This window comes from Thioalbus denitrificans, from assembly GCF_003337735.1.
Classification (GTDB): Bacteria; Pseudomonadota; Gammaproteobacteria; order DSM-26407; family DSM-26407; genus Thioalbus; species Thioalbus denitrificans.
Genome location: NZ_QPJY01000017.1, coordinates 1 through 21,502, shown reverse-complemented (window position 1 = coordinate 21,502; position 21,502 = coordinate 1). Strand labels below are relative to the sequence as shown.

Below are 21,502 nucleotides of genomic sequence, written 5' to 3'. Positions count from 1 at the left end.
CTCATCGAAAGCGGGCATGCCATAGAGGATGCTGGCCAGAGGGGCCTGCCCGCATTCGGGACATTTCCGTGGTTTCTGCGCACGTTCGACTCTGGTTGATGTGTTACTCATGCCATCAACCCCTCTTTCTCGAGCAACGCCTTCAACCGATCTTCGGCCGCATACGCCGCCTGCAGCGATTCCTTGAGGTTGGCGATGGCCTGATCGATGGTCATGGATTCTTCCTCGATCACCGGCTCCACGTAGCGGGGGATATTCAGGTTGAAATCGTTCTCGCGGATCTCGTCGAGGGTAACCACCCGGCAGATCCCTTCCACATCCTGATAGCCCTCGTACCAGCGATGGATGTTGTCCACGTGTTCCGGCAGCAGCTCGTTCTGGGCGCGGCCGGTCTTGAACTCCTTGGAGGCGTCGATGAACAGCACTTTCTGGCGGTGCGCCTTGGGCTTGCTGTCCCGGAAGACCAGAACGCACGGCGCGAGACCGGTGCCATAGAAAATGTTCTGACCGAGGCCGATCACCGCTTCGAGCATGTCCATCTCCAGCAGCTTGCGCCGGATCTCGCCTTCCTTGGACATGCGGAACAGCACGCCATGAGGAAGCACCACGGCCATGCGGCCGGTCTTGCGGGCCATGGATTTGATCATGTGCTGGACCCAGGCGAAGTCGCCGGACTTGGCTGGCGGCAGCCCGGCAAAGTTGCGTCCGTAGGGGTCGTTGATCCAGACATCGTCCCCCCACTTTTCCAGGGAGAAGGGAGGATTGGCGATGACGCAGTCAAAGGTGGCGAGGCTGTCGCCTGAGTAGAAGGCGGGCAGGCGCAGAGTATCGCCGCGTTCTATATGGAAATCCTCCGCGCCGTGGAGGAAGAGGTTCATCCGGGCGATGGAGGATGTGGTCAGGTTCTTTTCCTGGCCGTAGAGCTTGCCCAGCATGAGGTGCTCGTCGCCGCCATGCTCTTTGACATGGTGCAGTGCCTCGAGGAGCATGCCGCCGGTCCCGCATGCCGGGTCATAGATGGTTTCCCCGGCCTTGGGCGCAAGAATGCGTACCATCAGCGCGACCACAGAGCGCGGGGTATAGAACTCACCGGCCTTCTTGTTGGTGAGGTCGGCAAACTTTTTGATCAGGTATTCATAGGCCTGGCCGAGGATGTCCGCCTTGCAGAGCTCATTGCCCAGGTTGAGCGACGAGAAGTGTTCGAGCAGGTCCTTGAGCAGCGCGTCCGAAAGGCGATCCTTGTTGGTCCACTGGGCATCGCCAAAGATGCCGTGCAGGGTGTCCGGGTTGGCCTGCTCGATGCAGCGCATGGCCTTCTGGAGCGCATGGCCGATATTGGCGCTCTTGGCCCGGACATCCTGCCAGTGGCAATCCTCCGGCACCTGGAACCGGTGGTTCTCGGGGAACCGGGCGTACTCCACGTCCCCGTCAGCCTCTTCCAAGGCGGCGGCATACTCCTCGTCATAGACGTCGGAAAGCCGCTTGAAGAACAACAGCGGGAAGATGTAGGTCTTGAAATCGGCCGCATCGACCGGGCCACGCAGGATATTGGCCGCCTCCCAGAGATGTCCTGAGAGGGTCCCGATATCCAGAGCGACTGAATTGTCATTTCCGTTCTTCCTTCTCATTCCCCTTGTTCCTGTCTTGTCTTGTCCACCACGCCGCCAGCCTTCACCAAATTGTCCACATCGTCCTTCCTGAACCTCCAGATGCGTCCGAAGCGATGTGCGGACATGCCCTGCTTTTCGATCCAAGTACAGACGATGCTGCAGCTGATTATTCAGACCGCCATATAGATCTAGATTCCCAGTGCCGGGGCCTCGCACTGATCTCGAGCCCCAGGCACTTGAGCAGCTGCAGGACCTTGCCCAACTCTGCGGTGGGCTTGCCGTTCTCCAGTTCGGAAATGAAGCGAATACCGACGCCGCACAGGGCGGCGAGATCGGACTGGGTGGCCCCCTGGGCCTTGCGCTGGTCACGGACACAGCGGCCGATGTCCTCGGCGGTCACGAGAGTCCAGTTCGGCAATGGCGCTTTGCGGTTCATGCGGGCACTCCAGAATTTCCCGTTCGGGAAAGATAGAGGACCACTGTCTGCATTACAAACGACTCTTTCCCGCTCGGGAATATTTCAGGGGCCACCTTGAGGTTACGGCTGGAGCAGGCGCGGGGTTGGCGTTGATGCGAGGTAAAAAACGAAAAGGGCCGACTGCTGAAGGCAGTCGGCCCTTTTGGGATTCTGGCGCGCCCGGCACGATTCGAACGTGCGACCGCCTGGTTCGTAGCCAGGTACTCTATCCAGCTGAGCTACGGGCGCCTTGCTGAGGTGCGGTATTTTCCTCATTCGGGGCTGGGCTGTCAAGGGAGTGGCCGGCGCCGTAACCGGCGCTGGCCGACCGCCCTTTCCCGCCGCCCCGGTGGGTCACGGGCTTACCTGCGCGGCATACCCGGGCCATTGACGCCGCGGGCGGTTGTGTGGTGTCTTGGCCCGGTTGCCGGGTGGGTTCCGGCGCGGGGACGGAACTCCGCGACCGGGTTCGGGCCACCCGGTCCTGATGACCCGACCAACCTTCCAGGAGGATACCCATGACCGAACGGATTCGGTCCGCCCTCGGGGAACACTTCGGCCACGCGGAGCTGCGCCCCGGCCAGGCGCCGGTGATGGAGCACCTGCTGGCCGGGCGCTCCGCGGCGGCGGTGTTTCCCACCGGGGGCGGCAAGTCCCTCTGCTACCAGCTGCCCGCCCTGCTGCTGCCGGGCCTGACCCTGGTGGTCTCGCCCCTCATCGCCCTGATGAAGGATCAGATCGACGCCCTGGCCGCCCGCGGCATCGCCGCCCGGCGCCTCGACTCGACCCTCGGCGCCGAGGGCCACCGGGAGGTGATGGAGCGGGTCCGCGACGGCAGCCTGCGGCTGCTCTACGTGGCCCCCGAGCGCTTCAACAACGAGCGCTTCCGCGCGGCCATCGCCCGGGTGCGGGTGTCGCTGTTCGCCGTGGACGAGGCCCACTGCATCTCCGAGTGGGGCCACAACTTCCGGCCCGACTACCTCAAGCTGGCGGAGTTCGCCCGCGAGTTCGGCGCCGAGCGCATCCTGGCCCTGACCGCCACGGCCACGCCCAGGGTGCTGGAGGATATCTGCGCGGCGTTCCGGATCGCGCCCGGGTGCGCCGTGCGCACCGGCTTCTACCGGCCCAATCTCCACCTGCTGACGACCCCGGTGGCAGCCGACCGGCGCGACGGGAAGCTGCTGGGCCTGCTCCGGGAGCGTCCGCGCGGCCCCACCATCGTCTACGTCACCCTGCAGCGCACCGCCGAGACGCTGGCCGGCCGGCTCGCCGGGGCCGGCCTGCCGGCGCGGGCCTACCATGCCGGCCTGAAGGAGGAGGAGCGGACCCGGGTGCAGGAGTGGTTCATGGCCTCGGGAGACGGGATCGTGGTGGCCACCATCGCCTTCGGCATGGGGGTGGACAAGGCGGACATCCGCTACGTCTACCACTACAACCCGCCCAAGAGCCTGGAGAACTACGCCCAGGAGATCGGCCGGGCGGGACGGGACGGAGAGCCCGCCATCTGCCACCTGCTGCTCTGCGCCGACGATCTCAACGTGCTGGAGAACTTCGTCTACGGCGATACGCCCGACGTCGGCGCGGTGCGCGGCCTGCTGGGTGCGCTCTTCGCCGCGGGGGAGGCGTTCGACCTGTCCCTCTACGAGTTCTCGGCCCGCCACGATATCCGCCCCCTGGTCCTGCGCACCCTGCTCACCTACCTGGAGCTGGAGGGCTGGCTGGAGGCCGGCACGCCTTTCTATGCCGACTACCGTTTCCAGCCGCTGTTCGGCTCGGGGGAGATCCTGGATCGCTTCGAGGGCGAGCGGCGCATCTTCCTCGAGGGGCTCTTCCGCCAGGCGCGCAAGGGCCGCACCTGGTTCAGCCTCGACCCGGCCGCGGCGGCCGCGGCCCTCGGCTGCGACCGGGAGCGGGTGATCCGCGCGCTGGACTGGCTCGGGGAGCAGCGGATGCTGGAGGTGAAGGCGGCCGGGGTGCGCAACCGCTACCGGCGCCTGCGCGCCCCGGAGGACACCGACTCCCTGGCCGATCAACTCCACCAGCGGATGCTGCGGCGGGAGGCCGCAGAGATCGATCGCCTGGGGCAGGTGCTCGCGCTCGCCGCCGGTGAGGGCTGCCGCAGCGCCGCGCTGGCCGCCCACTTCGGCGAGACCCTGGTGGAGCCCTGCGGCCACTGCAGCGGCTGCCGCGGCGAGGGTGCCGTGACCGTCGAGCGGCGGAACCCGCCCATTCCGCCGGGGCTGGGAACGGAGCTCGAACCCCTGCTGGAGAGCGAGGCGCTGCTCGGCACTCCACGGGCGCTGGCCCGTTTTCTCTGCGGCGTCACCACCCCGAAGCTGAGCCGCGCCAGGCTCGGCAGCCACCGGCTGTTCGGGCGGCTGGAGCGGATGCCCTTCAGTGAGGTGCTGGCGTGGGCGGAGGCACGGCTGGAATGATGGATATTCGAATAGACAGGATTTACAGGATTGACATGATTTCCTGTCCCGTTGGCTTCCGGTGCTCCGGAGACCATTCATCCACCGGGCTCCGGCCCCGCCCTATCGCCCCGGGGGCGGGCCTCCCACTGGCTTTGATCGAGCCGCAGGGGCCGGGATGCCTTGTGGGAGGCGCGCCCTCGCGGCGATTGGTTTTGAATGGACAGGATTTACAGGGGTGACATGATTTCCTGTCCCGTTGGCTTCCGGTGCTCCGGGGACAAGTCATCCACCGGGCTCCGGCCCCGCCCCTATCGCCCCGGGGGCGGGCCTCCCACTGGCTTTGATCGAGCCGCAGGGGCCGGGATGCCTTGTGGGAGGCGCGCCCTCGCGGCGATTCCGGGCGTCCCTCAGCCGCCGGTCTTCGCCTCCAGGTAGGCGAGGCAGCCGTCGAGGCTGGAGAGCCGGGGGTAGTCCACCTCGGGGATGGTGATGCCGAGCTTCTTTTCCAGGGTGAGGACGAAGTTGAGGTAGTCGATGGAGTCGATTTCGAACTGGTCCCGGAAGCTGGCCTTGCTGTCGAGCCGTTCCGGTTCGAGGTCGGGAACGATTTCCTGCAGGATGTCGAGCGTCTCCGCCCGGAGTGCCTCTCTGTTCATGATTCTCTATCGCCTCGCCTATGCATCGCCCGACAGTGTCGAGAGGTCGCCCGCCGGCTGTCCCGTCTCCTGCGCCTTCAGCAGCCGCCGCATGATCTTGCCGGAGCGTGTCTTGGGGAGTTCGGGCCGGGCCTCGATCTCCTTCGGCGCCACCGCCGCGCCGAGGCGCCGGCGGGCGTGGGCCAGGAGCTGGCGCTGCAGATCCCGGTCCATGACCAGGCCGGGCTTCAGCACCACGAACGCCTTGACGATCTCGCCGGCCATCGGGTCGGGCTTGCCGATGACGCCGGCCTCGGCCACCGCCGGGTGTTCCATCAGCACGCTCTCCACCTCGAACGGCCCGATGAGGTGGCCGGCGGACTTGATGAGGTCGTCCGCCCGGCCGACGAACCAGAAGTAGCCGTCGGCGTCACGCCGGGCCAGGTCGCCGCTGAGGTACCAGCCGCCGGCGAAGCACTTGCGATAGCGCGCCTCGTCACCGAGATAGCCGCGGAACATGGAGGGCCAGCCGCTGCGCAGCGCCAGCTCGCCGGTCACGCCAGCCTCTTCCACCACCTCCACGCCGGCCGCACCGGTGCGGCGCACGATGGCCGCCTCGATGCCGGGCACCGGCCGGCCCATGGAGCCCGGCCGGATCGCCATGGCGCGGAAGTTGGCGATCATGATAGCCCCCGTCTCGGTCTGCCACCAATTGTCGTGGAACGGCAGGCCGAAGGCCTCCCGCCCCCACTCAACCGCCCCCGGGTTGAGGGGCTCGCCCACGCTGGCCAGGAAGCGCAGGGCCGAGAAGTCGTAGCCACGCGCCACCTCCGCGCCGTACTTCATCATCATCCGCACCGCCGTGGGGGCGGTGTACCAGACGTTCACCCCCTGCTCCTGGAGCACCCGGTACCAGCGCTCCACGTCGAACTCCTCCTCGTCCACGACGAGGGTCGCGCCGACGGTCAGCGGCGCGATGACACCGTAGGAGATGCCCGTCACCCAGCCGGGATCCGCCGTGCACCAGTAGATGTCCTCCGGGTGGAGATCGAGGGCCAGCCGCCCGGTGGCGTGGTGGGCTACCACCGCCTCGTGCACGTGGAGGGCCCCCTTCGGGCGGCCGGTGGTGCCGCTGGTGAAGTGAAGCAGGGCCGGCGCCTGCGGGTCGGTGGGGGGAATGTCGAAGCGGGCATCCGCCGCCCGGAGCAGGCGGTCGAAGTCGTGCGTGCCGGCGGGGGCCGCCGCGCCCTCCAGGCCGACCAGCAGCACGTGCGCCAGGTGCGGGAGCGCCGCGCGCAGCGGCTCCACCTTGCGCCTGTAGAGCGCCGCCGTGGTGACCAGCACCCGGGCCCGGCCGATCTCCAGGCGCGTGCGGACGGGCTCGGGGCCGAACGCCGAGAACAGCGGGCAGAAGACGCTGCGGTGCTTCCAGGCGCCCACGGCGGTAACATGGAGCTCGGGCACCCGGCCGAGCAGGGTGAAGACGGTCTCCCCCGGCCCCACTCCCAGGCCCTGCAGCAGGTTGGCGAAGCGGCCGGTGAGCTCGCGCAGCGCCCCATAGGTGATCTCCTGCACGGACCCGTCGCGGCGCAGCGCGCGCAGGGCGATCCGCTCCCGGCGCGGACCGGCGGCATGGCGGTCGACCGCCTCGTGGGCGATATTCAGGCCGGCCCCGCCGGGCAGTCCCTCCAGCCCGGCGCGGGCGGCCTCCCACGAGAAGGCGGCGCACTCGGCCTCGTAGTCCGCCAGGTTGGGTGGCGCGTTCCGGCCCGTGGGTGGTCCTTCGTTCATCGGCATCTGCACCTGGTGCCTGGGTTGTTAACTCCAGTGTAGTGTCCCAGACTTGGATCGACACCCGCAGCCCGGTCGATGCGCGGTCCGGCTGATGACCTGCAAGGCGTGACATGACCATCAAAAACCTCGAGTTCGTGTTCCGGCCGAAATCCGTTGCACTGATCGGCGCGAGCGACAGGCCGTCGTCCATCGGCGCGGTGCTGGCCAACAACCTCTACCTCGGCGGCTTCGACGGGCCCATCATGCCCGTCAACCCCAGCCACCGCTTCGTCCGCGGCGTGTGGACCTACCCGGACGTGGCCAACCTCCCCGTCACGCCCGATCTCGCCGTCATCGCCACCCCGCCCGATGCCGTCCCCGGCATCATCGCCGAGCTCGGCGCGCGGGGGACCAAGGCCGCGGTGGTGATTACCGCCGGCTTCGGCGAAACCGCCCAAACCCACGGCCGGGAGCTGCAGCAGGCCATGCTGGACGCGGCCCGGCCCCACACCCTGCGCATCGTCGGGCCGAACTGCCTGGGCGTCCTGATTCCCGGCATCGGGCTCAACGCCAGCTTCGCCCACCTCAACCCACTGGCGGGCCAGCTCGCCTTCGTCACCCAGTCCGGGGCCATCGTCACCTCCATCCTGGACTGGGCGCAGAGCCGCGGCATCGGCTTCTCGCACCTGGTCTCCCTCGGCGACATGGCCGACGTGGATTTCGCCGACCTGCTGGACTATCTCGCCAACGAGCGGGAGACCCGGGCCATCCTCCTCTACGTCGAGGCGATCACCAACGCGCGCAAGTTCATGTCGGCCGCCCGCGCCGCGGCGCGGATGAAGCCGGTCATCATTGTCAAGGCGGGCCGCCACGCCGAGGGAGCCCGGGCGGCCGCCTCCCACACCGGGGCGCTGGCCGGCTCGGACGCGGTCTATGACGCGGCCTTCCGGCGCGCGGGCATGCTGCGGGTCTATACCCTGGAGGAGCTGTTCGACGCGGCCGAGACCCTGGCCATGGGCTGCAGGCCGAGGGGGGAGCGGCTGGCGATCCTCACCAACGGCGGCGGGGTCGGCGTGCTCGCCGCGGACGCGGTCATCGACGAGGGCGCGCGCCTGGCGGAGCTCGCCCCGGAGACCCTGGCGAACCTCGACCGGGTACTGCCGCCCACCTGGTCCCACGGTAATCCCGTGGACATCGTCGGTGACGCCACGGGCAGCCGCTACGCCGACGCCCTGGAGGTGCTGGCGAACGACCGGGACATCGATGCCATCCTCGTCCTCAACTGCCCCACGGCGGTGGCCTCCAGCACCGACGCCGCCCAGGCGGTGATCCGCACCGCCACGGCGAAGCCGAAGCTGCCGCTGCTGACCAGCTGGGTCGGCGACGGCTCCGCGGCGGAGGTGCGCCACCTGTTCGCCCGCCACCGGATCCCGAGCTACGACACCCCCGAACAGGCGGTGCGCGCCTTCATGCACCTGGTGAACTACCGCCGCAACCAGGAGACGCTGATGGAGACCCCGCCGTCGGTGCCGGAGGAGTTCACCACCGACACGGCGCGGGCGCAGCGGGTCATCCGGCAGGCACTGGGGGAGAGCCGCGACTGGCTCACGGAGCCCGAGGCCAAGGAGGTGCTCGCCGCCTACGGTGTCCCGATCGTTTCCACCGAGTGGGCGCGCACACCCGGGGAGGCCGCCTCGGTCGCGGCGCGGATCGGCGGGACCGTGGTGCTCAAGATCGTCTCCCCGGACATCAGCCACAAGTCCGACGTGGGCGGGGTCGCCCGGGATCTCGACGGCCCCGCCGCCGTGCAGGAGATGGCCGTCACCATGCAGGAGCGGGTCCGGTGGGCCCGCCCCGAAGCGCGGCTGACCGGTTTCAGCGTCCAGCCCATGGTGCGCCGGCCGCAGGCCTTCGAGCTCATCATCGGGGTGACGGAGGATCCCCAGTTCGGCCCCACCATCCTCTTCGGGCAGGGCGGCACCGCCGTTGAAGTGCTGAAGGACCAGGCGCTGGCCCTGCCGCCGCTCAACATGCGGCTGGCCCACGAGGTCATGTCGCGCACCCGCATCCACAGCCTGCTGCAGGGCTACCGGGATCTGCCCCCCGCCAACCTCGAGGCCATCGCGCTCACCCTCATCAAGGTGGCGCAGCTGGTCATCGACATCCCCGAGCTCATGGAACTGGACATCAATCCCCTGCTGGCCGACCAATACGGGGTAATCGCGCTGGATGCGCGCATGCGGGTGGGCGAGGCCACGGGGCCGGCAGGCCAGCGCCTCGCGATTCGCCCCTACCCCAAGGAGCTGGAGGAGGAGATTCCCCTCGGCGACGGGCGCACGCTCCTGCTGCGCCCCATCCGCCCGGAGGACGAACCCTCGCTGCAGGCCACCTTCAGCAAGCTCACCCCGGAGGAGGTCCGCCTGCGCTTCTTCATTTCCATGAAGACTCTCTCCCACGTGGCGGCGGTCCGCTTCACCCAGATCGACTACGACCGCGAGATGGGGCTCATCCTCACCGAGAGCGGCATTCCCGGGAAGACCGAGATCTACGGCGTGGCGAACATCATCGCCGACACGGAGAACGAGCGCGCCGAGTACGCCATCATCGTCCGCCACGACATGACCGCCATGGGCCTGGGCATCTTCCTGATGAAGCGCATCATCGACTACGCGCGCCAGCGCGGCATCCGGGAGATCTTCGGCGACGTGCTGCAGGAGAACCGGCAGATGCGCAAGCTGTGCGGCATCCTCGGGTTCAGGGAAGCCGCCGTGGCGGACGAACCCGGCATGATCCGGGTGACGCTGAATCTCGAGCCAGGCGCGGTCTGAGCGCCGGGACGATCATCCGGAAGACACCGCCTGGAAGATACGATCCGGAGATCGGATTCCCGGCGGTAACGAATCCGGTCAATTCCAGGCACAAAAAAACCGCCTGCGGGCGGTCTGCTTCCTGGGATACTGGCGGAGAGGGAGGGATTCGAACCCTCGATGGAGCTTTTGACCCCATACTCCCTTAGCAGGGGAGCGCCTTCAGCCTCTCGGCCACCTCTCCAAAAACGAGCGCGAAGAATAGCATGAAAGAAGGCCGATGTGTAGAACACGATCGGCCTTCTCAGGGGGTCTGAAAGGACTGTGAATCAACCGGCATTGCTGTCCGGCTCGCCCTCCTTTTCATGCTGGATACGCTGGTAGATCTCCTCGCGATGAACGGAGACATCCTTGGGAGCGTTTACGCCGATCCGCACCTGGTTGCCCTTGACCCCGAGCACCGTCACGGTGACTTCGTCGCCAATCATCAGGGTTTCACCGACACGCCTTGTCAGAATTAACATCGTCAATCACCTCACTTCCCTATTGCGTCGTTTTATGATTCCGGTGCTGCTTCAGGGTTCCCGGGTTGGGGTTGGATATCAAGCGACTGTGACAATGTTTGACAATAATGTTTCAACCCTGTACGGGACCCGTCTTCGCTTGTGTTTTTGCAGCTCCTCAGTCCTTCCCTGGCTGTTGCTGAGGCCTCCCCGCCGGACCCGCTGCGCCACCCCTTGAACCCTGGCGCGGCTGGCCTGCAGGGTGGACCCGTTGTCGGGTCAGGAGGAGATGGTCTCCTCCTGCGCCCCTTCCAGTCCGAAGCCCGAGTGCAGAGCGCGCACGCCGAGCTCCAGGTACTTCTCGTCGATGACCACGGAGATCTTGATCTCCGAGGTGGAGATCATCTGGATGTTGATGCCCTCCTTCGCCAGGCACTCGAACATCCTGCTGGCGATGCCGGCATGGGAGCGCATGCCCACGCCCACGAGGGAGATCTTGGCGATCTTCTTGTCGCCGCTCACGGAGCGGGCGCCAAGGTCGGCGGCGGTCCGCTCCAGCAGCCCGAGCGCCTTTTCATAGTCGTTGCGGTGGACGGTGAAGGTGAAGTCGGTGGTGTCGTCCGCCCCCACGTTCTGGACGATCATGTCCACCTCGATGTTGCTCTCGCCGATGGGGCCCAGGATCTTGTAGGCCACGCCCGGGCGGTCAGGCACGCCGGTGATGGTCAGCTTCGCCTCGTCCCGGTTGAAGGCGATGCCGGAGATTTCGGGTTGTTCCATAGCCTGGTCCTCTTCCTCGTAGGTGATCAGCGTGCCGGGGCCCTCTTCGAAGCTCGACAGCACGCGCAGGGGGACGTTGTACTTGCCGGCGAACTCCACCGAGCGGATCTGCAGCACCTTGGAGCCGAGGCTCGCCATCTCCAGCATCTCCTCGAAGGTGATGCGATCGAGCCGCCGGGCTTCGGAGACCACCCGCGGGTCGGTGGTGTAGACGCCGTCCACGTCGGTGTAGATCTGGCACTCGTCGGCCTTCAGCGCCGCGGCCAGGGCCACGGCGGTGGTGTCGGAGCCGCCGCGGCCGAGCGTGGTGATGTTGCCGCCCTCGTCTACCCCCTGGAAGCCGGCCACCACCAGGACGCGGCCGGCGTCGAGGTCGGCGCGCATGCGCTCGGTCTCGATGTCGAGGATGCGCGCCTTGGTGTGGGCGCTGTCGGTCAGGATCTTCACCTGGCCGCCGGTGTAGGAGCGGGCCGGGCAGCCGCGCTTGGTCAGCGCCATGCTGAGAAGCGCGATGGTCACCTGCTCGCCGGTGGAGACCAGCACGTCCATTTCGCGCTGGGTGGGGTTCTGGTCGATCCCGCGGGCCAGGTCGAGCAGCCGGTTGGTCTCCCCGCTCATGGCGGAGACCACCACCACCACGCTGTTGCCCGCGTCCCGGGTCCGGCTGACCTTCTCGGCCACGTTCTCGATGCGCTCGATGGTGCCCACCGAGGTACCGCCGTACTTCTGAACAATAAGTGCCATGTACTGCCTCTTGGGCGATAAAAACGCGTTATTTTATAGGTTTATCCACCGGAAATCTAAACATCAGGCGCCCAGCTGCTCCGCCACCCAGCCCGGCACGTCCGCCAGCGCCCCGTCCAGGTTCTCCGGCTGGGTGCCGCCCGCCTGGGCCATGTCGGGCCGGCCGCCGCCGCGCCCGCCCACGCGGCTGGCCACCACGTTGACCAGCTCGCCGGCCTTGAGGCGACCGGTGGCGTCCTTGGTGACGCCGGCCACCAGGGTCACCTTGCCCTCGCTCACGGTGGCGAGCACGATGGCGGCGGTGCCCATCTTGTTCTTCAGCTGATCCAGGGTCTCGCGCAGGGACTTGGGATCGGCCCCGTCCAGCCGGGCGGCCAGCACCTTCACCCCGCCGATCTCCTGCGCCTGTCCGGCCAGATCGGAGCCGGCGACGCTGGCGAGCCGGCCCTTCAGCCGTTCCAGCTCCTTCTCCAGGGCCCGGCTGCGCTCCAGGGCCTGGGCCACGCGCACGTCGAGCTGTTCGCGTCCGCCCTTGAACAGCGCGCCGATGTGCTCCAGCTGGGCCTGCATGCCCTCCACCCACTCCAGGGCGCCGGCGCCGGTCACCGCCTCGATGCGGCGCACGCCGGCGGCCACGCCCGCCTCGGCCACGATCTTGAACAGGCCGATGTCGCCGGTGCGGCGCACGTGGATGCCGCCGCACAGCTCGGTGGAGAACTCGCCCATGCTGAGCACCCGCACCCGATCGCCGTACTTCTCGCCGAACAGCGCCATGGCGCCGCGCTCGATGGCCTCGTCATAGGTCATCTCGTCGGCCTGTACCGGCAGGTTGGCGCGGATCTGCCCGTTCACCAGCCGCTCCACCTCGCGCAGCTCCGCGGCGGTCATGGGCTCGAAGTGGGAGAAGTCGAAGCGCAGCCGGCCGGGCTCCACCAGCGAGCCCTTCTGGGTCACGTGCCCGCCCAGCACCCGGCGCAGCGCCGCGTGCAGCAGGTGGGTGGCCGAGTGGTTGCAGGCGGTGGCGCCACGCTCCCGCGCGCTCACCTCGGCGCGCACGCGGTCCCCCACCCGCAGGCTGCCCAGGCGCAGCCGGCCGAGGTGCAGGTGCACCGCGCCCTCCTTGCGGGTGTCGCCCACCTCGAAGGAGGCCTCGCCCGAGGTGAGGGTGCCGTGGTCGCCCACCTGGCCGCCCGACTCGGCGTAGAAGGGCGTGCGGTCCAGCACCACCACGCCCTGCTCGCCCGCGGCGAGCGTCTCTACCGCCTCGCCGTCGCGGTAGAGGGCGGTGACGGTGCCCTCGCCGGCGACGCCGTCGTAGCCGGTGAACTCGGTGCGCCCCTCCACCGCGGGAGTGGCGTGGTAGTCGGAGCCGAACTGGCTGGCGGCGCGGGCCCGCTCCCGCTGACCCTCCATCTCGCGCTCGAAGCCGGCCATGTCCACGCCCAGGCCCCGCTCGCGGGCGATGTCGGCGGTGAGGTCCACCGGGAAGCCGTAGGTGTCGTAGAGCAGGAACAGGACATCACCCGGGATCACCCCGCCCCGGTCGAGGCCGGCGGTCTTCTCCTCGTAGATGCGCAAGCCCTGGTCGAGGGTTTCGGCGAAGCGCTCCTCCTCGCGGGCGAGCACCCGCTCCACCTGGGCCCGGGCCGCGGCCAGCTCCGGGTAGGCCGCGCCCATCTCCGCCACCAGCGGGGCCACCAGCTTGTGGAAGAAGGGCTCGCGCAGGCCCAGCTTGTGGCCGTGGCGGATGGCCCGGCGGATGATGCGGCGGAGCACGTAGCCGCGCCCCTCGTTGGAGGGCAGCACGCCGTCGGTCACCAGGAAGCTGCAGGAGCGGATGTGGTCGGCGATGACCCGCAGGGAGACGTTGGCCGTGCTGTCGAGACCCGCCAGCGCCGCCGCCGCCTCGATGAGGTGGTGGAAGAGATCGATCTCGTAGTTGCTGTGCACCCCCTGCATCACCGCCGCCAGCCGCTCCAGCCCCATGCCGGTGTCCACCGAGGGCTTGGGCAGGGGATTGAGGGTGCCGTCGGCGGCGCGGTCGTACTGCATGAACACGAGGTTCCAGATCTCGATGTAGCGATCGCCGTCCTCGTCGGGGCTGCCGGGGGGGCCGCCCGCCACCTCCGGCCCGTGGTCGTAGAAGATCTCCGAGCAGGGGCCGCAGGGGCCGGTATCGCCCATGGACCAGAAGTTGTCGCTCTCGTACTGCTTCCCGCCGGGCTTGTCGCCGATGCGGGTGAAGCGGGCCGGGTCGACGCCTATCTCCCCGAGCCAGATGTCCGCGGCCTCGTCGTCGTCCTGGTAGACCGTCACCCACAGCCGCTCGGCGGGCAGGGCGAGCACCCCGGTGAGGAACTCCCAGGCGAAGCCGATGGCCTCGCGCTTGAAGTAGTCGCCGAAGCTGAAGTTGCCCAGCATCTCGAAGAAGGTGTGGTGGCGGGCGGTGTAGCCCACGTTCTCGAGATCGTTGTGCTTGCCGCCGGCCCGGACACAGCGCTGGGAGGTGGCGGCGCGGCTGTAGGGGCGCTGCTCGCGGCCGAGGAACACGTCCTTGAACTGCACCATTCCCGCATTGGTGAACAGCAGGGTGGGGTCGTTGCCGGGCACCAGCGGACTGCTGGCCACCACGGTGTGGCCCTGGCGCTGGAAGTACTCCAGGAAGGCCTGTCTCAGTGCTGCACTGCTCGTCGTCATCGGACCGCCTCGGTCTTGGTCTTGCTTTATGGATGTTCTGTGTCGTGCGTCGCCGGCGCCTAATCGTCCGCATCGCCGCCCAGGGCGGCGCGAATCGTCTCACTGCCGAAGCCCCGGTACTGGAGGAAGCGCGCCTGCTTCGCCCACTCCGGGTAGCCGCGGGGAAGCCGCTCCCCGAAACGGCGGCGGCGCACCTCCGCGGCGAGCGCGGCCCAGTCGGCCTCCGCCGCCGCGAGCGCCTGCCCGGCCAGCGCCTCGTCGACGCCGCGCTGGTTCAGCTCCTGGCGGATGCGCAGCGGCCCGTAGCCGCTGCCGGCGCGGGTGCGGATGAACACCTCGCAGAAGCGCTCGTCGCTCAGCAGCCCCTCCCGGACCAGGGCGTCCAGCTCGGCGTCCACCGCCGCCGCCGGGTGCCCCCCGTGGAGCAGCCGCGCGCGCAGCTCGCCGCGGGCATATTCGCGCCGGGCCAGGCGCTGGAGCGCCGCGGCCCGGACATCGGCCTGCTCGCTCAGGCCTCGGCCTCGGCCGCGGCGGCCGCGGGGTCGGCGGCCGGCACGGTGGAGGGCAGCAGGCGGGCCCGGATCTTGGCCTCGATCTCCGCGGCCATCTCCGGGTGCTCCTTCAGGAACTGGCGCACGTTGTCCTTGCCCTGGCCGATGCGGTCCTTGCCGTAGCTGTACCAGGCGCCGGACTTCTCCACGATGCCCTCCTTCACGCCGAGGTCGATGATCTCGCCCTCGCGGGAGATGCCCTCGCCGTAGAGGATGTCGAACTCCGCCTGCCGGAAGGGCGGGGCCACCTTGTTCTTCACCACCTTCACGCGGGTCTCGTTGCCCACCACCTCGTCGCCCTTCTTGATGGCGCCGATGCGGCGGATGTCCAGGCGCACCGAGGAGTAGAACTTGAGCGCGTTGCCGCCGGTGGTGGTCTCGGGGTTGCCGAACATCACCCCGATCTTCATGCGGATCTGGTTGATGAAGATCACCAGGGTGTTGGAGCGCTTGATGTTGGCGGTGAGCTTGCGCAGGGCCTGGGACATCAGCCGCGCCTGCAGGCCCACGTGGGAGTCGCCCATCTCGCCCTCGATCTCGGCCTTCGGCGTGAGCGCCGCCACCGAGTCCACCACCACCACGTCCACCGCCCCGGAGCGCACCAGCATGTCGGCGATCTCCAGCGCCTGCTCGCCGGTGTCGGGCTGGGAGACCAGCAGGTCGTCCACGTTGACGCCGAGCTTCTCGGCGTAGCCGGGGTCCAGGGCGTGCTCGGCGTCGATGAACGCGGCGGTGCCGCCAAGCTTCTGCGCCTCGGCCACCACCTGCAGGGTCAGGGTGGTCTTGCCCGAGGACTCCGGGCCGTAGACCTCCACCACCCGGCCGCGGGGCACGCCGCCCACCCCGAGCGCGATGTCCAGCCCCAGGGAACCGGTGGAGATGACCGAGATGTCGCGTACCGCGCTGCCATCGCCCATGCGCATGACCGAGCCCTTGCCGAACTGGCGTTCTATCTGGCTCAGGGCTGCGCTGAGGGCCTTCCGCTTGTTGTCGTCCATCGTCGCTCCTGTGATCGGCGTCCGCGGCAGGCCCCGGGGAGCCTGCCTGAAATCCAAATGAAAATTATCCCATACCTGGAAACGGGCTCCTAGCCCGGATGCCGCATGGGAAGGGGGGTGAAAAGCGGATTTGCGGGCCGGTGGGCTACCCGGCCGGCCAGCGCGCCACCACCTCGTAGTGCGCCCCCTCCGGGGCGAGGCGGGAGCGGACCAGGGCGAAACCGTCCACATGCCAGGCGAGTGGCTCCGGCGCCAGGTGCCGGGGCGGCCGGTCGAGCTTGCGCATGAGGGTGATGTGGGCGCGGAAGGGCCGCCGCTCCGGTTCGTGGCCGCACTCGCGCAGGCCGGCGTTGAGCCCCCCGGCCAGCCGCGCCAGGGGCATGGGCAGCTCCCCGGCGCCGAGCCAGAGGATGCGGTTGCGGGGGACATACTCGAGGCGGTCGAGGACCAGGTCGAAGGGTTCGAACGGCAGGCGTCCCGCCACCGCCTCCATGCAGGCGCGCCGCTCGGCGTCCAGGTCGCCCAGGAACGCCAGGGTCACATGGAGGTTGTCCGCGGGGGTCGGGCGCCCCCGCAGGCCGGCACAGGCCTCCCGCGCCTGCCGGGCCAGGGCCGCCCGCACCGTCGGCCCGGGCCAGAGGGCGAAGAAAAGGCGTTCGCGGGCGGACGGTTCGGACGGCATGGCGTCAGTCCGCCCGCTCCTCCAGCAGCTCCAGCAACCCCGCCAGGGCGGTGATCACCGCCTGCCGGCGCACGGACGTGCGGTCGCCGTCGTAGCGGTGCAGGCGCGCCCGGGGCGACCGCCCCGCCAGCGCCCAGCCGTGCCAGACCGTCCCCACCGGTTTTTCCGGCGTGCCGCCCGTGGGGCCGGCCACCCCGCTGATGGAGAGCGCCACCCGGGCCCGGCTGTGGGCCAGGGCCCCGGTGGCCATCTCCAGCACGGTGGCCTCGCTCACGGCGCCGTGGGCTTCCAGCGTCTCCGCCCGCACCCCCAGCAGTTCCTGCTTGGCCGCGTTGCTGTAGGTGACGAAGCCGCGCTCGAACCACTGCGAGCTGCCGTCGACGGCGGTCACGGCCTGCGCCACCCAGCCGCCGGTGCAGGACTCGGCGGTGGCCAGCATCAGCCCCCGCTCCAGCAGCGTCCGCCCCACCCGCCGGGCCAGGGACTCCAGTTCGGTTTCGCCGTTCATGGCGACCAAGTTACCGACTCACCGGAGGCGCTTCAATAGACGCCGCGGATCAGCAGACCCAGCCCCCAGGCAATCAGCAGGCCGCCCAGCACCCGGCTCGGCCACGGACCCCGCACCAGCGCCTTCTCCGCCAGCACCAGTAGCGACAGCGCCGCGACCCAGAGCAGGTTCATGGCACCGAACACGAACAGCAGCCCCATCAGCGCCCAGCAGCAGCCGACACAGTGGCGGCCGTGCAGCCAGCCCAGGCGCAGGGCGCCGGCCGGCCCCGGCCGCCATTCGGTCATCACCAGGCCGAGGGGCGACCGGCAGCGGGTCAGGCAGTAGTTCTTCAGGGGGGTCAGCTGGAACAGGCCGGCGGCAACCAGCAGCACGGCCGCGAACTCCACCCGCCGTCCCGCCAGCATGGGGGTGATCACCTCACCCTGCAGCAGGGCCCAGTGGACACCGGTGGCAATGGCGCTGAACAGCGCCCAGGTGATGCTGTAGCCGACGATCAGGGCGCCGACCCGGACCAGCAGCCGACCCCGGCCGCCCGGCCGGAGCCGCGTGACCAGGAGCAGTAGCGGCACCAGCGTCGGGGTCATCATCGCCACCATCATCACCGTCCACATGGCGAAGATGAGCACGGCATCCGCGCTGCTCCAGCTGCTGCTCATCGGCATCAGCACGGGCAGGCCGCTGAGCCACTCCGTCATGGCCATCTGCCGGTCGATGACCAGCAGGTAGGCCCAGGCCGCAGTGACCACCAGGGCGAGCGGAATCCAGACCACCCAGCCGCCGGCGAATGGCCGGGCCGTCGTGGCGGTCATCGCCCGGCCTACCCGGAGGTGTAGCTGAAGGGAGCGAAAAAGGCGTTGAGACCCGCCTTCCCCAGCGTGATGCCGTGGTCGCTCAGGCTGACCGCCGCGGCCTTGCCCACGGTGAGCGGCTGACCGGGAGACAGCGACAGGGGCGCGTTGTCGATGCGCACTGCCTGGCCGCCCTCGCCCGCCACCGGCTCGATGTCCGCCGACCCGGCCCCTTCGATGCTGAAGTGGCGACCGCCACCCGCGTTGCGGAACTCGATGGCGGCGCTGCGCACCCCCGCGACCTCGCCGATGAAGCCCTTCAGCTCGCCGAACAGGCCGCCGGCCTCGCCGCCGAAGATCTGCTGCAGGGCCTCGCGCTGGGCTTCCCCGGCCCGGTCATCCACATACATGGCCACCCGCCACTTGGTCTCCAGCATGTGGCCGGGCGAGTTGAGGGCAAGGGCGACATTGAGGCCGCCGAGCGGCGTGCCGTCGAATTCGCCCTCCTCGATGTGCCACGCCGCCCAGGCGGTGCAGTCCTCCTCCGTGGGGGCGTTCAGGAAGTTGCAGGGGCAGGGTACGGAGCAGCTGCAGGTCTCCGCATAGTTTCCGGACAGGTTCCAGGTCGCCATATTTTCCTCCTCGATGCCGTCGGGACACCCCTGTGGAGAGGTAATCGGCGGAAGACACAGGGTTGTGCCGAGAAGGAGGCTCCGCGAAGCCGAAAGGGGTGTGCGGGGTGGGGCGGGGACACGCCCTAATATCATAGCAATTTAGTCTATTAAATCGCCCTGTCAATGTCGTCCGCCCCGCTCCTGCTCGCCACCCACTCCACCCCCCGGTCCGCATCCGTTAAACTGCGCCCCCATGACCCAGGCAATCCAGGACCTCTCCCGCCACACGCCGATGATGCAGCAGTACCTGCGCATCAAGGCGGAGCAGCCCCACCGGCTGCTGTTCTACCGCATGGGCGATTTCTACGAGCTGTTCTACGACGACGCCCGGCGGGTGGCGAAGCTGCTGGACATCACCCTGACCACCCGGGGCCAGTCGGCGGGGGCGCCGATTCCCATGGCGGGCGTGCCCGTGCACGCGGTGGAGAGCTACCTGGGCCGCCTGGTGCGGCTGGGCGAGTCGGTGGCCATCTGCGAGCAGATCGGCGATCCCGCCGCCTCCAAGGGGCCGGTGGAGCGCCAGGTGGTGCGCGTGGTCACCCCCGGCACCGTCAGCGACGAGGCCCTGCTGGAGGAGCGCCGGGACAACCTGCTGGTGGCGCTGGCCGGCCACGACGGGCACTACGGCCTGGCGAGCCTGGACATCACCAGCGGCCGCTTCCAGGTGCTGGAGGTGGAGGGCCGGGAGGCGCTGCTCGGCGAGCTGGAGCGGCTGCAGCCCGCCGAGCTGCTGGTGGACGAGGAGCTGGAGTCCGGTTTCCTGGAGCCGCGCTTCCGCCCCACCCGCCAGCCGCCCTGGTACTTCGACCCGCAGACCGCCACCCGGGAGCTCTGCGCCCAGTTCGGCACCCGCGACCTGGACCCCTTCGGCTGCGCCCACCTGCCCCTGGCGGTGGGCGCGGCCGGCTGTCTGCTGCAGTACGCCAAGGACACCCAGCGCAGCGCCCTGCCCCACATCCGCGCCCTGCGCACCGAGTCCCGGGAGGAGAGCGTCATTCTCGACGCGGCCACCCGCCGCAACCTGGAGCTCACGGTCAACCTCTCGGGGGGGCGCGAGCACACCCTGCTGGCAGTGCTGGACCAGACCGCCACCCCCATGGGCTCGCGGCTGCTGGCCCGCTGGCTGCAGCGCCCGCTGCGCGACCGCACCACGCTGCGCCTGCGCCAGCACGCCGTCGGCACCCTGCTCGAGGAGCACCGCCACGAGGGGATCGCCCCGCTGCTGCGGGGCATCGGCGACGTGGAGCGGATTCTGGCGCGGGTGGCCCTGCGCTCGGCGCGGCCACGGGATCTCGGCCAGCTGCGCCTGGCGCTGGGCATGCTGCCCGGGCTGAATACGGCCCTGGCCGGGCTGGACTCCCCCCGGCTGGCGGAGCTCGCCGGCGAGACCGCGCCCCTGCCGGCGCTGCATGAGCGCCTCTGCCGCGCCCTGGTGGAGACCCCGCCGGTGCTGGTGCGCGATGGCGGGGTGATCGCCCCGGGCTACGACGAGGAGCTCGACGAGCTGCGCGGCCTGAGCGAGGACGCCGGCGACCGCCTGCTGGAGATGGAGCTGCGGGAACGGGAGCGTACCGGTATCCCCACCCTCAGGTTCGGCTACAACCGGGTGCACGGCTACTACATCGAAATCAGCCGCAGCCAGGCCGCCAAGGCGCCCACCGAGTACACCCGGCGCCAGACCCTGAAGAACGTGGAACGCTACATCACCCCGGAGCTCAAGGGCTTCGAGGACAAGGTGCTCTCCAGCCGGGAGCGGGCGCTGGCGCGGGAGAAGGCCCTCTACGAGGAGTTGCTGGACTGCCTCGCCGCGGAGCTTCCGCGGCTGCAGTCCACCGCCGCGGCGCTGGCGGAGCTGGATGTGCTGGCCAACCTGGCCGCACGGGCCGCCGCCCAGGACCTGGTGCCGCCGGAGCTGGTGGACGAACCGGGGATCGTCGTCGAGGCGGGGCGCCACCCGGTGGTGGAACAGGTGCTGGAAGCCCCCTTCGTGCCCAACGACGTGCACCTCGACGAGACCCGGCGCATGCTCGTCATCACCGGCCCCAACATGGGCGGCAAGTCCACCTACATGCGCCAGATCGCCCTCACCGCCCTGCTTGCCCACACCGGCGCCTTCGTGCCGGCCCGGCGCGCGCGAATCGGCCCCATCGACCGCATCTTCACCCGCATCGGCGCTTCCGACGATCTCGCCGGCGGACGTTCCACCTTCATGGTGGAGATGACCGAGACGGCCAACATCCTCCACAACGCCACCGCCGAGAGCCTGGTGCTGATGGACGAGGTGGGTCGGGGCACCAGCACCTTCGACGGGCTCTCCCTGGCCTGGTCCAGCGCCGCCTGGCTGGCGAGCCGGCTGCGCGCCTTCACCCTGTTCGCCACCCACTACTTCGAGCTGACCGCCCTGCCCGAACAGTACGAGGGCGTGGTCAATGTGCACCTGGACGCGGTGGAGCACGGCGAGGGAATCGTCTTCCTGCACGCAGTGAAAGAGGGGCCGGCGAACCAGAGCTACGGCCTGCAGGTGGCCCAGCTGGCCGGCGTACCCCGGGAGGTCATCGGCCAGGCGCGGGAGAAGCTGCGGGAACTGGAGGACCAGAACCGGGAGCACGGTCACCCGGTGGCGGCCTCGGCCCCGCGGCAGGCCGACCTCTTCCCCGCCGCGCCGCCCCACCCCGCCCTGGAGGCCCTGCGTACAGTGGAGCCCGACGCGCTCAGCCCGCGCGAGGCGCTGGAGACGCTCTACCGTCTGAAGGGGATGGTGGACAGGGAGTGAGGCCCGGGTGTTCCGTGTTCCGTGTTCCGTGTTCCGTGTTCCGTGTTCCGTGTTCCGTGTTCCGTGTTCCGTGTTCCGTGTTCCGTGTTCCGTGTTCCGTGT

Annotated in this window: 17 protein-coding genes and 2 tRNA genes; 3 read left to right on the top strand and 16 right to left on the bottom strand. The window is 69.2% G+C overall.

Annotation, left to right across the window (positions count from 1 at the left end; all coding sequences use genetic code 11):
* Nucleotides 1-107 precede the first annotated feature (107 nt).
* From DFQ59_RS18655 to DFQ59_RS18640, 4 genes are all read right to left on the bottom strand, one after another.
* The gene (locus tag DFQ59_RS18655; protein ID WP_114281253.1) at nucleotides 108-1,628 is read right to left on the bottom strand and encodes a type I restriction-modification system subunit M; all 1,521 of its coding nucleotides are present in this window, start codon (nucleotides 1,626-1,628) and stop codon (nucleotides 108-110) included.
* The gene (locus tag DFQ59_RS18650; protein WP_281268273.1) at nucleotides 1,625-1,765 is read right to left on the bottom strand and encodes a MerR family transcriptional regulator; all 141 of its coding nucleotides are present in this window, start codon (nucleotides 1,763-1,765) and stop codon (nucleotides 1,625-1,627) included. The genes DFQ59_RS18655 and DFQ59_RS18650 overlap by 4 nt, the downstream gene beginning before the upstream one ends.
* A gap of 11 nt (nucleotides 1,766-1,776) precedes the next feature.
* Nucleotides 1,777-2,046, bottom strand: a complete 270-nt coding sequence (locus DFQ59_RS18645; RefSeq protein WP_114281251.1) for a helix-turn-helix transcriptional regulator — start codon at nucleotides 2,044-2,046, stop codon at nucleotides 1,777-1,779.
* Between the two features lie 193 nt (nucleotides 2,047-2,239).
* Nucleotides 2,240-2,316 (bottom strand) — tRNA-Arg (locus DFQ59_RS18640).
* A 269-nt stretch (nucleotides 2,317-2,585) separates the two neighbouring features.
* On the opposite strand from DFQ59_RS18640, the gene DFQ59_RS18635 reads away from it, so the two are divergent.
* Complete coding sequence (locus DFQ59_RS18635) at nucleotides 2,586-4,502, top strand: RecQ family ATP-dependent DNA helicase (RefSeq protein WP_114281250.1); 1,917 nt, start codon at nucleotides 2,586-2,588, stop codon at nucleotides 4,500-4,502.
* 389 nt (nucleotides 4,503-4,891) lie between these two features.
* On the opposite strand, the gene DFQ59_RS18630 is transcribed toward DFQ59_RS18635, so the two are convergent.
* Both DFQ59_RS18630 and acsA read right to left on the bottom strand, forming a co-directional pair.
* Nucleotides 4,892-5,140: an acyl carrier protein gene (locus DFQ59_RS18630; RefSeq protein WP_114281249.1), complete on the bottom strand. Its 249-nt coding sequence runs from the start codon at nucleotides 5,138-5,140 to the stop codon at nucleotides 4,892-4,894.
* 18 nt (nucleotides 5,141-5,158) lie between these two features.
* Nucleotides 5,159-6,910: an acetate--CoA ligase gene (gene acsA, locus DFQ59_RS18625; RefSeq protein ID WP_114281248.1), complete on the bottom strand. Its 1,752-nt coding sequence runs from the start codon at nucleotides 6,908-6,910 to the stop codon at nucleotides 5,159-5,161.
* A 113-nt stretch (nucleotides 6,911-7,023) separates the two neighbouring features.
* Between acsA and DFQ59_RS18620 the strand changes: the two genes are divergently transcribed.
* Nucleotides 7,024-9,720, top strand: coding sequence for a bifunctional acetate--CoA ligase family protein/GNAT family N-acetyltransferase (locus tag DFQ59_RS18620; RefSeq protein ID WP_114281247.1), 2,697 nt, complete (start codon nucleotides 7,024-7,026; stop codon nucleotides 9,718-9,720).
* A gap of 130 nt (nucleotides 9,721-9,850) precedes the next feature.
* Here DFQ59_RS18620 and DFQ59_RS18615 read toward each other — a convergent pair.
* The 10 genes from DFQ59_RS18615 to DFQ59_RS18570 all read right to left on the bottom strand — a co-directional run bounded on the left by DFQ59_RS18615 (nucleotide 9,851) and on the right by DFQ59_RS18570 (nucleotide 18,585).
* Nucleotides 9,851-9,943 (bottom strand) — tRNA-Ser (locus DFQ59_RS18615).
* Between the two features lie 85 nt (nucleotides 9,944-10,028).
* On the bottom strand, nucleotides 10,029-10,223 hold the full coding sequence (gene csrA, locus DFQ59_RS18610) for a carbon storage regulator CsrA (protein ID WP_114281246.1): 195 nt from the start codon (nucleotides 10,221-10,223) through the stop codon (nucleotides 10,029-10,031).
* A 258-nt stretch (nucleotides 10,224-10,481) separates the two neighbouring features.
* Nucleotides 10,482-11,726: an aspartate kinase gene (locus tag DFQ59_RS18605; protein ID WP_114281245.1), complete on the bottom strand. Its 1,245-nt coding sequence runs from the start codon at nucleotides 11,724-11,726 to the stop codon at nucleotides 10,482-10,484.
* Between the two features lie 63 nt (nucleotides 11,727-11,789).
* Nucleotides 11,790-14,423, bottom strand: coding sequence for an alanine--tRNA ligase (alaS, locus tag DFQ59_RS18600; protein ID WP_114281244.1), 2,634 nt, complete (start codon nucleotides 14,421-14,423; stop codon nucleotides 11,790-11,792).
* 59 nt (nucleotides 14,424-14,482) lie between these two features.
* A complete protein-coding gene (locus DFQ59_RS18595) occupies nucleotides 14,483-14,821 on the bottom strand; it encodes a regulatory protein RecX (RefSeq protein ID WP_245937325.1) in 339 nt (112 codons plus the stop codon).
* A gap of 110 nt (nucleotides 14,822-14,931) precedes the next feature.
* Nucleotides 14,932-15,972 (bottom strand): recombinase RecA, encoded by a 1,041-nt coding sequence (gene recA / locus DFQ59_RS18590; RefSeq protein ID WP_114281242.1) that lies wholly within the window; start codon nucleotides 15,970-15,972, stop codon nucleotides 14,932-14,934.
* Between the two features lie 145 nt (nucleotides 15,973-16,117).
* Nucleotides 16,118-16,654, bottom strand: coding sequence for an RNA 2',3'-cyclic phosphodiesterase (gene thpR, locus DFQ59_RS18585; RefSeq protein WP_114281241.1), 537 nt, complete (start codon nucleotides 16,652-16,654; stop codon nucleotides 16,118-16,120).
* Between the two features lie 4 nt (nucleotides 16,655-16,658).
* A complete protein-coding gene (pncC, locus tag DFQ59_RS18580) occupies nucleotides 16,659-17,162 on the bottom strand; it encodes a nicotinamide-nucleotide amidase (RefSeq protein WP_114281240.1) in 504 nt (167 codons plus the stop codon).
* A gap of 32 nt (nucleotides 17,163-17,194) precedes the next feature.
* Entirely contained in the window at nucleotides 17,195-17,974 is a 780-nt protein-coding gene (locus DFQ59_RS18575) for a DUF2182 domain-containing protein (RefSeq protein ID WP_114281239.1), read from the bottom strand.
* An 8-nt stretch (nucleotides 17,975-17,982) separates the two neighbouring features.
* On the bottom strand, nucleotides 17,983-18,585 hold the full coding sequence (locus DFQ59_RS18570; protein ID WP_170142222.1) for a DUF1326 domain-containing protein: 603 nt from the start codon (nucleotides 18,583-18,585) through the stop codon (nucleotides 17,983-17,985).
* A 235-nt stretch (nucleotides 18,586-18,820) separates the two neighbouring features.
* On the opposite strand from DFQ59_RS18570, the gene mutS reads away from it, so the two are divergent.
* The gene (gene mutS / locus DFQ59_RS18565) at nucleotides 18,821-21,400 is read left to right on the top strand and encodes a DNA mismatch repair protein MutS (RefSeq protein ID WP_114281237.1); all 2,580 of its coding nucleotides are present in this window, start codon (nucleotides 18,821-18,823) and stop codon (nucleotides 21,398-21,400) included.
* The last annotated feature ends 102 nt before the right edge of the window (nucleotides 21,401-21,502 follow it).